General features: G+C 72.5%; 13 protein-coding genes. 4 read left to right on the top strand and 9 right to left on the bottom strand.

Annotated elements, in window-relative coordinates; all coding sequences use genetic code 11:
* Positions 1-20: 20 nt before the first annotated feature.
* The 4 genes from Sri02f_RS21525 to Sri02f_RS21505 form a co-directional block, all read right to left on the bottom strand.
* The gene (locus tag Sri02f_RS21525) at positions 21-1,652 is read right to left on the bottom strand and encodes a phospho-sugar mutase (RefSeq protein ID WP_109002946.1); all 1,632 of its coding nucleotides are present in this window, start codon (positions 1,650-1,652) and stop codon (positions 21-23) included.
* Between the two features lie 530 nt (positions 1,653-2,182).
* Complete coding sequence (locus Sri02f_RS21515) at positions 2,183-3,007, bottom strand: purine-nucleoside phosphorylase (RefSeq protein WP_109002944.1); 825 nt, start codon at positions 3,005-3,007, stop codon at positions 2,183-2,185.
* Positions 3,008-3,111: 104 nt separating this feature from the next.
* Positions 3,112-3,390, bottom strand: coding sequence for a type II toxin-antitoxin system RelE family toxin (locus tag Sri02f_RS21510; RefSeq protein ID WP_109002943.1), 279 nt, complete (start codon positions 3,388-3,390; stop codon positions 3,112-3,114).
* 49 nt (positions 3,391-3,439) lie between these two features.
* Entirely contained in the window at positions 3,440-3,877 is a 438-nt protein-coding gene (locus tag Sri02f_RS21505; protein WP_109002942.1) for a gamma-glutamylcyclotransferase family protein, read from the bottom strand.
* A gap of 96 nt (positions 3,878-3,973) precedes the next feature.
* Here Sri02f_RS21505 and Sri02f_RS21500 point away from each other — a divergent pair, with 96 nt between their 5' ends.
* Both Sri02f_RS21500 and Sri02f_RS21495 read left to right on the top strand, forming a co-directional pair.
* Positions 3,974-5,422, top strand: a complete 1,449-nt coding sequence (locus tag Sri02f_RS21500) for an NAD(P)H-quinone dehydrogenase (RefSeq protein ID WP_109002941.1) — start codon at positions 3,974-3,976, stop codon at positions 5,420-5,422.
* Between the two features lie 201 nt (positions 5,423-5,623).
* On the top strand, positions 5,624-6,589 hold the full coding sequence (locus tag Sri02f_RS21495; protein ID WP_109002940.1) for a DeoR/GlpR family DNA-binding transcription regulator: 966 nt from the start codon (positions 5,624-5,626) through the stop codon (positions 6,587-6,589).
* 279 nt (positions 6,590-6,868) lie between these two features.
* Here Sri02f_RS21495 and Sri02f_RS21490 read toward each other — a convergent pair whose 3' ends face one another.
* A complete protein-coding gene (locus tag Sri02f_RS21490) occupies positions 6,869-8,641 on the bottom strand; it encodes an acetyl/propionyl/methylcrotonyl-CoA carboxylase subunit alpha (protein WP_109002939.1) in 1,773 nt (590 codons plus the stop codon).
* A gap of 384 nt (positions 8,642-9,025) precedes the next feature.
* On the opposite strand from Sri02f_RS21490, the gene Sri02f_RS21485 reads away from it, so the two are divergent.
* Complete coding sequence (locus Sri02f_RS21485) at positions 9,026-9,535, top strand: hypothetical protein (RefSeq protein WP_109002938.1); 510 nt, start codon at positions 9,026-9,028, stop codon at positions 9,533-9,535.
* Here the strand turns inward: Sri02f_RS21485 and Sri02f_RS21480 are convergent.
* From Sri02f_RS21480 to Sri02f_RS21470, 4 genes are all read right to left on the bottom strand, one after another.
* Complete coding sequence (locus Sri02f_RS21480) at positions 9,504-10,109, bottom strand: Maf family protein (RefSeq protein WP_109002937.1); 606 nt, start codon at positions 10,107-10,109, stop codon at positions 9,504-9,506. The two genes, Sri02f_RS21485 and Sri02f_RS21480, sit on opposite strands and share 32 nt — an antisense overlap.
* Positions 10,110-10,136: 27 nt before the next feature.
* Positions 10,137-10,265, bottom strand: coding sequence for a morphogenic membrane protein MmpB (gene mmpB, locus Sri02f_RS43650; protein WP_281261895.1), 129 nt, complete (start codon positions 10,263-10,265; stop codon positions 10,137-10,139).
* Between the two features lie 145 nt (positions 10,266-10,410).
* Complete coding sequence (locus tag Sri02f_RS21475) at positions 10,411-10,620, bottom strand: acyl-CoA carboxylase epsilon subunit (RefSeq protein ID WP_109002936.1); 210 nt, start codon at positions 10,618-10,620, stop codon at positions 10,411-10,413.
* A gap of 9 nt (positions 10,621-10,629) precedes the next feature.
* Complete coding sequence (locus tag Sri02f_RS21470; RefSeq protein WP_109002935.1) at positions 10,630-12,252, bottom strand: acyl-CoA carboxylase subunit beta; 1,623 nt, start codon at positions 12,250-12,252, stop codon at positions 10,630-10,632.
* Between the two features lie 111 nt (positions 12,253-12,363).
* Here Sri02f_RS21470 and Sri02f_RS21465 point away from each other — a divergent pair, with 111 nt between their 5' ends.
* Entirely contained in the window at positions 12,364-13,239 is an 876-nt protein-coding gene (locus tag Sri02f_RS21465) for a biotin--[acetyl-CoA-carboxylase] ligase (RefSeq protein ID WP_109002934.1), read from the top strand.
* Positions 13,240-13,293 lie beyond the last annotated feature (54 nt).

The raw sequence follows: 13,293 nt of genomic DNA, 5'->3' as shown, positions 1-13,293 counted from the left end.
GGGCCCGCCGGTGCGGGGCGTCAGATGCCGGCCGCGGCCGACAGGTCCCGCTTGATGGCGGCGAGGACGGCGTCCGCCCGGGTGCGCGCGGCCGGCAGGTCGTCGTGGGAGGCGACCGGGATCACGACCTCCAGGTAGCACTTCAGCTTCGGCTCCGTGCCGCTGGGGCGGACGATGACCCGGGCGCCGTCGAGCGTGTAGCGCAGGCCGTCGGTGGGCGGCAGCGTGTCCGTGCCCTGGGTCAGGTCCTCCGCCCGGGTGACGGCCAGGCCCGCCAGCGAGGCCGGGGGCCGTGCGCGCAGCCGCTCCATCGCGCGGGCGATGACCGAGAGGTCCTCCACGCGTACGGACAGCTGGTCGGTGGCGTGCAGACCGTGTTCCACGGCGAGGTCGTCGAGGAGGTCCAGGAGGGTGCGGCCCTGCTCCTTGAGCTCCGAGGCGAGTTCCGTGACGAGCAGGGCGGCGGTGATGCCGTCCTTGTCGCGCACGCCCTCGGGGTCCACGCAGTAGCCGAGGGCCTCCTCGTAGCCGTAGCGCAGGCCGTCGACGCGGGCGATCCACTTGAAGCCGGTGAGGGTCTCCTCGTAGGGCAGGCCCGCCTTCTCGGCGATCCGGCCGAGCAGGGACGAGGAGACGATCGACTCGGCGAGAACGCCCCGCGCGCCCCGGCGGACGAGGTGGGCGGCGAGCAGCGAGCCGACCTCGTCGCCCCGCAGCATGCGCCAGTCGCCCGCGTACGGGACGGCCACGGCGCAGCGGTCCGCGTCCGGGTCGTTGGCGATGATCAGGTCGGGGGCGTTCGCGCGGGCCGCGGCGAAGGCGAGGTCCATCGCGCCGGGCTCCTCCGGGTTGGGGAAGGCCACGGTCGGGAACTCCGGGTCGGGCTCGGCCTGCTCGGCGACCAGGACCGGCGCCGGGAAGTCCGCGCGGGCGAACGCGGCGAGCAGGACGTCCTTGCCGACGCCGTGCATCGCGGTGTAGACCGTGCGGGCCGTGCGCGGGGAGTCCGGGGCGAGCACGGCGTCCGTGCGGGCCAGGTAGGCGTCGAGGACGGCGTCGTCGAGGATCTGCCAGCCACCGTCCGGGCGGGGGACCTCGTCCAGGCCGCGGACGGCGTCGATCTCCGCGGCGATCTCGGCGTCGGCGGGCGGCACGATCTGCGAACCGTCGCCCAGGTACACCTTGTAGCCGTTGTCGCGGGGCGGGTTGTGACTGGCCGTGACCTCGACCCCGGCGACCGCGCCCAGGTGCCTTATGGCGTACGCCAGGACGGGGGTGGGCAGCGGGCGGGGCAGGACGGCCGCGCGCAGCCCGGCGCCCGTCATGACCGCGGCCGTGTCGCGCGCGAAGTCGGCGGACTTGTGACGGGCGTCGTAGCCGATGACGACGAGCCCGCCCTGCTGTCCCTTGCCCTTGAGGTACGCGGCGAGCCCGGCGGCGGCGCGGATGACGACCGAGCGGTTCATCCGCATGGGGCCGGCCCCCAGCTCGCCGCGCAGGCCGGCGGTGCCGAACTGAAGGGTGCCGCTGAAGCGGTCGGCGAGGCCGGCGACGTCGCCGGCCTCGATGAGCCCGGCCAGCTCGGCGCGGGTCTGCGGGTCTGGGTCCTCGGCGAGCCAGGACCGGGCGCGGGCGAGGAGATCGTCGTGCACGGGAGTCAGCCTCCGGTTGCGTGGGGACGCCGGTTGTCCTCCAGTTCCGGGCCGGCGTCGTGCGGCCCGGCTGGAGAGTCCCCCTCAGGGGGGAAGTGTGGGGAAGTGTGGGGAAGGGGCCCGTTCAGGGCCTAAGTGGTGCTCCTGGGCGGTGCTCCCGGGCGGGCTCCGCGGCGGGCCGGGCAAGTGTCGCGTCCTCCCCGCCGGGCGCGCGACGCCCCGGACGACGCACCGCTGTGCGGTCGGATCCCCCGAGTGCGCCCGGTGGGCCCGGTGGGCCCGGTGCGCCCGGTGGGCCCGGTGCGCCCGGTGCGCCCGGTGGGCCCGGTGGGCCCGGTGGGCCCGGAGCGCGGGGGGAGCCTCGCCTCGCGATGCGCCGTACCGGCCGCCGAGCGGATCCGACGCGGATCCGACGCGGATCCGACGCGGATCCGACGCGGATCCGACGCGGCTCCGGCACGATACGACCCACATCCGACACGATCCGGAGCGGATGCGCCGGAGGCCGTCCGGGGCCGCGGCCGCAGTGCTCAGATGCGGTCGAGCACCTGCGCCAGCAGCGAGCCCATGCGCGTCGCGCTGTCGCGACCCGCCTGGAGCACCTCTTCGTGGTTCAGGGGCTCGCCCGTCATGCCGGCGGCGAGGTTGGTGACGAGGGAGATGCCGAGCACCTCGGCGCCCGCCTCACGCGCGGCGATGGCCTCCAGCACCGTCGACATGCCCACCAGGTCCGCCCCGATGGTGCGGGCCATGCGGATCTCGGCCGGCGTCTCGTAGTGCGGGCCGGGGAACTGGGCGTAGACGCCCTCTTCCAGCGTGGCGTCGATCTCCTTGCACAGGGCGCGCAGCCGCGGCGAGTACAGGTCCGTCAGGTCGACGAAGTTCGCGCCGACGACGGGGGAGGTCGCCGTGAGGTTGATGTGGTCGCTGATCAGCACCGGCTGACCGGGGCGCATGCCCGCGCGCAGGCCGCCGCAGCCGTTGGTCAGCACGATCGTCTTGCAGCCGGCCGCCGTCGCGGTGCGGACGCCGTGGGCGACGGCGGCGACGCCGCGGCCCTCGTAGTAGTGGGTGCGGCCCAGGAAGACCAGCGCCCGCTTCTCGCCCATCTGGTACGAGCGGATCTTGCCGCCGTGGCCCTCGACCGCGGGCGGCGGGAAGCCGGGCAGCTCGGTGACCTGGAACTCTGCGTCGGGGGCGCCCAGGGCGTCCACGGCCGGAGCCCAGCCGGAGCCCATCACGAGGGCGACGTCGTGGGTCTCGGCGCCGGTCAGTTCGCGCAGGCGCGCGGCGGCGGCGTCGGCGGCGGCGTGCGGGTCGCCCTGGATGTCGTCCGGGAGAAGAGATGCGTTCACGCGACTGAGGGTAGCCGCTTCCGGCCTACGCGCGTAGATGCCGAAGCCGACGGGATGGCGATCGTTGTCTTGTCGTTTCCAACAGGACGACCGCCTGGCGCCGGTCAGTCGTCCGTGATCAGCACGTCCTTGTCGTTGAAGACTTCGACGATGAAGATCAACAGGCGTCCGCGGCTGACCGTGTACTCCACGAGGACGTTCTGCGTGAGGCGGATCGTCCGGTCGTCACCGGTGGAGCTTATGGGCCGGGACACGGACAGGAACGGGTCCCGGGCGAGCAGGGCGATGCCCTTGTCGAACGCCATGCGTTGCCGGTCGTCGAGCCGGTCGCGGGCCTCGGCGGCCTGCACCGTGTAGTAGACGTCGTACGTTGTGGGGGTCATGCCGTCTCCCGTTGCCGCGCCGATTCCTCGAGTGTAGGAGTCGGGCGTCTCAGCAGGGCCGCTTGCGCAGCTCCATCACGTAATCGTGTGGCGCCCCGGCCGATTCGGCCGCGTCGGCGACCTCGCCCAGGTACCGGGCCGACGGCAGGCCGCCCTCGTAGCCGTTCAGGACGTACATCCAGGCGGACTCCTCGCGCTCCAGCGTGTGCACCCGCACCCGGGCCCGCCGGTAGATGCCGAGGCCCACGCCCTCCCAGCGGTCCAGGGACTCCTCGTCCATGGGGGCGACGTCGTACAGCGCGACGAAGACCTGCGCGCCGGGGTCCTCCACGACCGTGGCCAGCGCCCCCTCCCAGCCCAGCTGCTCGCCGCCGAACGTCAGCCGCCAGCCGTTCAGCCAGCCGGTGGCGCGCAGCGGCGAGTGGGGGGCGCGGCGGGTCATCAGCCGCGCGTCGAGGTTGCCGGCGTACGCGGCGTAGAGCGACATGCAAGGAGAGTACGGCAGTCGGCGCGGGCGTCACTCTGGTCACAGTCCCGGCGTCCGCGGCCCCCGGGGCGGTATCAGCGCGGCCGGTACGGGAGAATGGAACACGTGACTCGGATCGTGATCATCGGTGGCGGACCCGGCGGCTATGAGGCGGCCCTGGTGGCCGCGCAGCTCGGCGCGGAGGTGACCGTCGTCGACTGCGACGGTCTGGGCGGAGCGTCGGTGCTGACCGACTGCGTGCCGTCGAAGACCCTGATCGCCACGGCCGAGGTGATGACCACCTTCGACTCCTCGTACGAGGAGCTCGGCATCATCGTCGCCGACGACACCCCGCCGCTGGAGCAGGCGGCCCGGGTCGTCGGGGTCGACCTCGGCAAGGTCAACCGCCGGGTGAAGCGCCTCGCGCTCGCCCAGTCGCACGACATCACCGCCTCCGTCACCCGGGCCGGCGCCCGCGTGCTGCGCGGCCGTGGCCGGCTGGAGGGCATGCAGGCCCTCGACGGCTCCCGCAAGGTCGTGGTCAGCGCCGCCGACGGCACCGAGGAGACCCTCACCGCCGACGCCGTCCTGCTCGCCACCGGCGCCCACCCGCGCGAGCTGCCGGACGCCCAGCCCGACGGCGAGCGCATCCTGAACTGGACCCAGGTCTACGACCTCGCCGAGCTGCCCGAGGAGCTCATCGTGGTCGGCTCGGGCGTCACCGGCGCGGAGTTCGCCGGCGCCTACCAGGCCCTCGGCTCCAAGGTCACCCTGGTCTCCTCGCGCGACCGCGTGCTGCCCGGCGAGGACCCGGACGCGGCGGCCGTCCTGGAGGACGTCTTCCGCCGTCGCGGCATGAACGTCATGGCCCGCTCGCGCGCCGAGTCCGCCAAGCGGGTCGGCGACCGGGTCGAGGTCACCCTGTCCGACGGCCGCGTCATCACCGGCTCGCACTGCCTCATGGCCGTCGGCGCCATCCCCAACAGCGAGGGGATGGGGCTGGAGGAGGCGGGGGTCAAGGTCCGCGAGTCCGGGCACATCTGGACCGACAAGGTCAGCCGCACCACCGCCCCGGGCGTGTACGCCGCCGGAGACGTGACCGGGATCTTCGCCCTGGCCTCCGTCGCCGCCATGCAGGGCCGCATCGCCATGTACCACTTCCTCGGCGACGCGGTGGCCCCGCTCAACCTGAAGACCGTCTCCTCCAACGTCTTCACCGACCCCGAGATCGCCACCGTCGGCTACAGCCAGGCCGACGTGGACGGCGGGAAGATCGACGCCCGGGTCGTCAAGCTGCCGCTGCTGCGCAACCCGCGCGCCAAGATGCAGGGCATCCGCGACGGCTTCGTCAAGATCTTCTGCCGGCCCGGCACCGGGATCGTCGTCGGCGGCGTGGTCGTGGCGCCTCGCGCCTCGGAACTGATCCACCCCATCTCGATCGCCGTCGACAACAACCTGACGGTCGAACAGATCGCGAACGCGTTCACCGTGTACCCGTCCCTTTCCGGGTCGATCGCGGAGGTGGCGCGACAGCTGCACACCCGCAAGACGGCGGGCGAGGCCTGACGGCCGTCTGCGGCGACCCGCCGGACTCCGCGCCGGTCATGGGGAGTTGACGGCCCGGACGCGTCCGGTCGCCGGACCGTGCGGGAGGCATGTGCACCGGAGTTGCGCCTTATACCATCGCCCGTCCCTCTGTGCGAACAACTTCTACTATTCGGCGCAAAGAGCTGAAAGCAGACGGTCGTCCGCGTTACTGTCAGTTTCGTGTTCGCTGCAGAACGTCGTCAATTGATCCTCGAAATGGTGCGAGCGAACGGGGCCGTGTCGCTCCGTGAACTCGCCCGCGTCGTCCAGACCTCCGAAGTGACCGTACGGCGGGACGTGCGCGCACTGGAGGCAGAAGGACTCCTCGACCGCCGGCACGGCGGTGCGGTATTGCCGGGCGGGTTCACGCGAGAATCCGGCTTTCCGCAGAAATCCCATCTCGCGACCGCCGAAAAGACCGCCATCGCGGACCTCGCCGCCAACTTCGTCGAAGAGGGCGAGGCCATCGTGGTCGGGGCGGGCACCACGACACAGGAGCTGGCCCGCCGGCTCGCCCGGGTGCCCGGACTGACCGTCGTCACCAACTCCCTTCTGGTGGCCCAGGCGTTGGCCCATGCCAACCGGGTCGAGGTCGTGATGACCGGCGGCACCCTTCGCGGCTCCAACTACGCCCTCGTCGGGAGCGGCGCCGAGCAGTCCCTGCAGGGGCTGAGGGTGTCGCGGGCCTTCCTCTCCGGGAGCGGGCTGACCGCCGAGCGCGGGCTGTCCACGTCCAACATGCTGTCGGCGTCCGTGGACCGGGCTCTGGTGCAGGCCGCCGCCGAGGTCGTGGTCCTCGCCGACCACACCAAGCTCGGCACCGACACCATGTTCCAGACGGTGCCCACGGACCTCATCACCCGTCTGGTGACCGACGAGCCGCCCGCGCACGACGACCGCGCCGCCACCGAACTGCAGGCCCTGGCGGACCAGGGGGTGCAGATCGCCGTGGCCGGGGCGTCGGGAGGCCAGGGGGGTGATGCCGTCCCGGCGCGCCACCAGCAGCAGCGTCGGGACGTACCGCTGCCGGCCCCTCGCCGGGGCCAGATCCCGGGCACTCCGGCGGGGCTGCGCGCGGCCTCGATGCTGGGCGAGCAGTCCCCCGGCGGGGAGCGGGCCCGGGTGGCGGACCTGCGCCGCCGCTGACCCCGGCGGCCGCCGACGCAGGCACCGACGTCTGTCGCCGGCGTCCGGGACCGGCGTCCGGGACCGATGTCTGTCGCCGACGTGAGTCGCCGACGTCTGCCTCGGCGGCGCCGTCACACCCGGGTGACCGGGGCTGTCGTCCTCGGGCCGTGTTCGGGGCCGCGCACGGGCCCGGCCCCGAAGGTCCCCGGACGGGGACCCGGACAAGGCGCTACCGGGGCCGTGAACGCGGCGAGGCGCCCGGGGATCCGGGCGCCTCGGCACGATCGAGCGGTGGGGTCAGTCCTTGATCTCGCAGATCGCGGCGCCCGAGGTGACGGAGGCGCCGACCTCCGCCGCGAGGCCCTTCACGGTGCCCGAGCGGTGCGCGTTGAGCGGCTGCTCCATCTTCATCGCTTCGAGGACGACGACCAGGTCGCCCTCCTTGACCTCCTGGCCCTCCTCGACGGCCACCTTGACGATGGTGCCCTGCATCGGGGAGGCGAGGGTGTCGCCGGAGGCCACGGGACCGGACTTCTTGGCCGCGCGGCGCTTGGGCTTGGCGCCCGCCGCGAGGCCGGTGCGGGCCAGGGACATGCCCAGCGAGGACGGGAGGGAGACCTCCAGGCGCTTGCCGCCGACCTCGACGACGATCGTCTCGCGGTCCGTCTCGTCCTCGGCCTCGGAGTCGGCCGGGGCGGAGAAGGCGGGGATGTCGTTGACGAACTCGGTCTCGATCCACCGGGTGTGAACCGTGAACGGGTCCTGGCTGCCGGTGAGTTCGGGGGCGAACGCCGGGTCCTTGACGACCGCGCGGTGGAACGGGATCGCCGTGGCCATGCCCTCGACCTGGAACTCCTCCAGGGCGCGGGCCGCCCGCTGCAACGCCTGCTCACGGGTGGCGCCGGTGACGATCAGCTTGGCCAGGAGCGAGTCCCACGCCGGGCCGATGACCGCGCCCGACTCGACGCCCGCGTCCAGGCGCACGCCCGGCCCGGAGGGCGCCTCGAAGCGGGTCACCGTGCCCGGGGCGGGCAGGAAGCCCCGGCCCGGGTCCTCGCCGTTGATGCGGAACTCGAAGGAGTGACCGCGCAGTTCCGGGTCGCCGTAACCGAGCTCCTCGCCGTCGGCGATGCGGAACATCTCGCGCACCAGGTCGATGCCGGCCACCTCCTCGGTGACCGGGTGCTCGACCTGCAGCCGGGTGTTGACCTCCAGGAAGGAGATCGTCCCGTCGAGGCCCACGAGGAACTCCACGGTGCCGGCGCCGACGTAGCCGGCCTCCTTGAGGATGGCCTTGGAGGACGCGTACAGCTCGGCCGTCTGCGCCTCGGACAGGAACGGCGCCGGGGCCTCCTCGACCAGCTTCTGGTGCCGGCGCTGGAGGGAGCAGTCACGGGTGGACACGACGACCACGTTGCCGTGGCTGTCGGCCAGGCACTGCGTCTCCACGTGCCGCGGCTTGTCCAGGTAGCGCTCGACGAAGCACTCGCCCCGGCCGAAGGCCGCGACCGCCTCGCGGACGGCCGAGTCGTACAGCTCGGGCACCTCTTCGAGGGTGCGGGCGACCTTGAGGCCGCGGCCGCCGCCGCCGAAGGCGGCCTTGATCGCGATCGGCAGCCCGTGCTCCTCGGCGAAGGCGACGACCTCGTCGGCGCCGGAGACCGGGTCGGGCGTGCCGGCGACCAGCGGCGCGCCGGCACGCTGGGCGATGTGCCGGGCGGCGACCTTGTCGCCGAGGTCGCGGATGGCCTGCGGGGGCGGGCCGATCCAGATCAGGTCGGCGTCCAGGACCGCCTGGGCGAACTCGGCGTTCTCCGAGAGAAAGCCGTAGCCGGGGTGGACGGCGTCGGCGCCGGACTCCCGCGCCGCGTTCAGCACCTTCTCGATGTCGAGATAGCTGGTCCCCGGAGTGTCACCGCCCAGGGCGAACGCCTCATCCGCCGCGCGGACATGCAGAGCGTCCCGGTCCGGGTCGGCGTATACGGCCACGCTCGCGATACCGGCATCCCGGCACGCCCGGGCCACGCGGACTGCGATTTCGCCACGGTTGGCGATGAGCACCTTGCGCACGATTGAGGCTCCCTCCTTGAAACAAGCCGAGTTTAGGGACTGCCGACACGGCTCTACGACCCGTCCCCAAAGGTGAGCTTGCCCACACGGAGCGTGATGTCAGGCTCACTCGACCGCGAAATCCCTTGTAGTACCGCCGTACGCAGCACTCCTGCGGGAAACCCTAGCCCTCCTGTGTGGTCAAGGTCTCTGTGAGAGCGTGCTGCGGCCCACTCCGTTTCTTTGTGGAGTCCCTACGAATGGCCCAATGATTCTTTGCCGCGCGCAGAACCCTTGTCCCCACGTTTACCCGTTAGTAGCGTTCCGGGTGTCTCGAACGTACGTGAGGTAACGGCCAGCCTGCCCGGATCCGCTCGGGTCCGGCTCGAAAGTGGGTGGGGACAGGTGGTCCGCAGACCGGTGGCGTGGGTCGTGGCGATCGTGCTGTTCGCCGAGGCGATCGGCATCGCCGCGCTGAACTGGTTCATGGGCGTCGTGGTGGACCGGCAGGACATGTCCCTGGCCGGCCTGGACCCGGACGTCATGGCGACGTCCTCGAAGGTCGGCGGGATCGTCTTCGGCCTCTACTTCGCCCTGTGCGGCGTGGTCGCCCTGCTGGTGGCCCTGCGCGACCGCGCGCCCGCCGGCTTCGGGCGGGTCCTGCTGATCAGCGCGGCCGTCGTGCACGGTCTGCTGGGCGCCTTCGCGTGGGGGCTGCTGGGCGTGTCGCAGTTCGTGTTCATGGTGGTCGTGCTCGCCCTGATCGTGCTGCTGCTGATGACGTACGACGCCCGGCAGCGGCCCGTCGCCGAGACACCCCAGGACGGCAAGGGCGACGGCGGGGGTCCGCCCGACGCGCTCCCGCCCGCCCCGCCCCGGCCGGTCACGCCTCCGGCGGCGCCCACAACTCCGTGATCCCGACGCCCAGCCGCGCCAGCAGCCGGCGCACGAGGGGCAGGCTGATGCCGATGACGTTGCCGTGGTCGCCCTCGATGCCGTCGATGAACGGGGCCGAGCGGCCGTCCAGGGTGAACGCCCCGGCGACGTACAGGGGCTCGCCCGAGGCGACGTACGCGGCGACCTCCGCGTCGCTCGGCTCGCCGAAGCGCACGACGGTGGAGGCGGTGGCGGAGGTGTAGCGCCCGCTGACGGTGTCCCAGACGCAGTGGCCCGTCTGGAGCGTCCCGGCCCGGCCGCGCATCGCCTTCCAGCGGGCGGTGGCCTCCGCCGCGTCCGCCGGCTTGCCCAGCGCCTCGCCGTCCAGGTCGAGCACCGAGTCGCAGCCGATCACCAGGGCGCCCTTGGCCTCGGGCCGGGCGGCCACGACGGAGGCCTTCGCCTCGGCGAGGGCGAGCGCGAGCTCGGCGGGGGTGGGGGCGGTGACGGCGTCCTCGTCGACCCCGCTCACGATCACCTCGGGAGCGAGGCCTGCCTGGCGCAGCAGGTTCAGCCGGGCGGGGGACTGGGAGGCGAGGACGAGTCGGCGCATGCGGTCAGCCTAGCCGCGCGGCGCGGGCTATCTGATCCCCAGCACGATCATCGCCACGACCATGGCCAACGCGAGGAAGAGGCCGAGTCTCCGCAGGGTCTCCTGCATCTCGCGGAGTTCCTCGGGGGGCTCGTTCTCAGGGTCGGACCACAGCATTCCACCAGCGTGGAGCCTGGCGGGCCGGCGGCGCCTGAGTACCCGTACTCAAGTTGTGGGCCCGCAGTCGTTCACCGGATGTTCGGTTGCCGTTCGACTGCGGGCCGGCACGGCCCCGCGCGCCCGGACAGCGGGTCGGCTGCCCCTAGGACGGCCAGTAGGTGCGGGTCCAGGACGCCTGGCCGGGCTGCGGTACCCGGTGTGCCGCGATGCGGGCCGGGTCGGACCACGCGTCCTTCGGGGTCTGCGCGCCGGGCGGCTCCGTCGCCGCCGCCGCGGCGCGGGCCCGGACCACCGCCAGGGCGGCGGCGAGCTCCTCGGGGGTCGGATTGCCCCGTACGACCTTGATCGTCACAGCGGCTCCTTAGAGGGGGATGTTGCCGTGCTTCTTCGGGGGCAGGGATTCCCGCTTGGTGCGCAGTTGACGCAGGCCGCGCACGATGTGCCGACGGGTGTCGGACGGCATGATCACCGAGTCGACGTAGCCGCGCTCGGCCGCGACGTACGGGTTGAGGAGGGTGTCCTCGTACTCCCGGATCAGCCGGGCGCGCACCGCCTCCAGGTCCTCGCCGTTCGCCTGCGCCTCCGCGATCGTGCGCCGGTGCAGGATGTTGACCGCGCCCTGGGCGCCCATGACCGCGATCTGGGCGGTCGGCCAGGCCAGGTTGAGGTCCGCGCCCAGGTGCTTGGAGCCCATGACGTCGTACGCGCCGCCGAACGCCTTGCGGGTGATGACGGTGATCAGCGGGACGGTGGCCTCGGCGTAGGCGTAGATCAGCTTGGCGCCGCGGCGGATGATGCCGTCGTGCTCCTGGTCCACACCGGGCAGGAAGCCGGGCACGTCCACGAACGTGATGACCGGGATGTTGAAGGCGTCGCACGTACGGACGAAGCGGGCCGCCTTCTCGGAGGCCGTGATGTCCAGGCAGCCCGCGAACTGCATCGGCTGGTTGGCCACGATGCCGACGGGGTGGCCCTCGACCCGGCCGTAGCCGGTGAGGATGTTCGGCGCGAACAGCGCCTGCGTCTCGAAGAACTCGGCGTCGTCCAGGACGTGCTCGATCACCGTGTGCATGTCGTACGGCTGGTTGGCGCTGTCCGGGACGACGGAGTCCAGCTCCAGGTCCTCCTCGGTGACGGACAGGTCCGCCTCCTCGGGGTACACCGGGGCCTCGGACAGGTTGTTGGACGGCAGGTACGACAGCAGCTGCTTGACGTACTCGACGGCGTCCTTCTCGTCGCCGGCCATGTGGTGCGCCACGCCCGACACCGCGTTGTGGGTGCGCGCGCCGCCCAGCTCCTCGAAGCCGACGTCCTCGCCGGTGACCGTCTTGATGACGTCCGGACCGGTGATGAACATGTGCGAGGTCTGGTCCACCATCACCGTGAAGTCGGTGATCGCGGGGGAGTACACCGCGCCGCCCGCGCACGGGCCGACGACCAGGCTGATCTGCGGGATCACACCGGACGCGTGCGTGTTGCGGCGGAAGATCTCGCCGTACGCGCCCAGCGAGGCCACCCCCTCCTGGATGCGCGCGCCGCCGGAGTCGTTGATGCCGACGACCGGGCAGCCGGTCTTCAGGGCGAAGTCCATCACCTTGACGATCTTCTGGCCGTAGACCTCGCCCAGCGCCCCGCCGAAGACCGTGAAGTCCTGGGAGAACACGGCGACCGGGCGTCCGTCCACCGTGCCGTAGCCGGTGACGACGCCGTCCCCGTACGGACGGTTGTGCTCCAGGCCGAAGTCGGTGGAGCGGTGCCGGGCGAACTCGTCCAACTCGACGAAGGAGTCCTCGTCGAGGAGGAGGCCGATGCGCTCACGGGCCGTCAGCTTGCCCTTGGCGTGCTGCTTCTCGACGGCGCGTTCCGAACCGGCGTGCGTCGCTTCCTGGATACGGCGCTGGAGATCCGCGAGCTTGCCCGCGGTGGTGTGGACGTCGATCCCTTGGGTCTGTTGGATCTCGTGGCGCTCTTCCGGCTCGGACATCGGGATCGCGGCTCCCTGCCTGCTCAAAAGGGGGGACGGTTACTCATCCGTAGAGTAGTGCTGCCCCTACGGATCGGCAGTGCGGCATTCAACACACCTAGGGTGGCTTGCATGACACCGCGAGATGCATCAGACGCAGGCGGCGGCCGGTGGTCCGATCTGGACCGTCCGCCTCTCAACGTGGCGGCCCTGCGCCGGGGGCTGGTCCGGGAGGGCGGCCTGTGGACGGGCGTGGACGTGGTGCAGCGCACCGGCTCCACCAACTCGGACCTGGTCGCGGCGGCGGGCGCGGGCCGGGCGGGCGAGGGCGCGGTCCTCGTCGCCGAGGAGCAGACGACGGGCCGGGGCCGCCTGGACCGCCGGTGGACGGCACCGCCGCGTTCCGGCCTGTTCTTCTCCGTGCTGCTGACCCCCGGCGAGGTGCCGGTGGCCCGCTGGGGCTGGCTGCCGCTGCTCACCGGCGTGGCGGTGGCGACGGGGCTGTCCCGGGCGGCCGGCGTCGACACGGCACTCAAGTGGCCCAACGACCTTCTGGTGACCGTCGGGGGAGAGGAACGCAAGGCCGGGGGCATCCTCGCGGAGCGGGCCGGACGGGCCGACGAGAGCGCGGTGGTGGTGGGCGTCGGTATCAACGTCTCCCTGCGCGCGGAGGAACTCCCGGTGCCGCAGGCGGGTTCGCTGGCGCTGGCCGGGGCGGTGAGCACGGACCGGGACACGCTGCTGCGGAGCGTGCTGCGGTCGCTGGAGGAGTGGTACGGGCGCTGGCGGGAGGCCGGGGGCGATCCGGCGGAGAGCGGTCTGCAGGAGACGTACGCGGCCGGGTGCGCCACTCTGGGACGAACGGTACGGGCCGAGTTGCCGGGGGACCGGTCGATCGTCGGCGAGGCGGTGGCGGTCGACGGCGACGGACGGCTGGTGATCGCCACGGAGGAAGGGGTACAGGAGCCGGTGGGAGCGGGTGACATCGTCCATCTCAGGCCGGTGTGAGGGCCGGCGGCCGCCGCGGTCGCCACGGTCTCCGGGACCCCGACCGCACCGCGC

The organism is Streptomyces rishiriensis (assembly GCF_003112535.1).
In the GTDB taxonomy this organism is placed as follows: domain Bacteria; phylum Actinomycetota; class Actinomycetes; order Streptomycetales; family Streptomycetaceae; genus Streptomyces; species Streptomyces rishiriensis.
The sequence above is the reverse complement of the archived record's forward strand: the minus strand, read 5'-3'. Positions and strand labels throughout refer to the sequence as shown.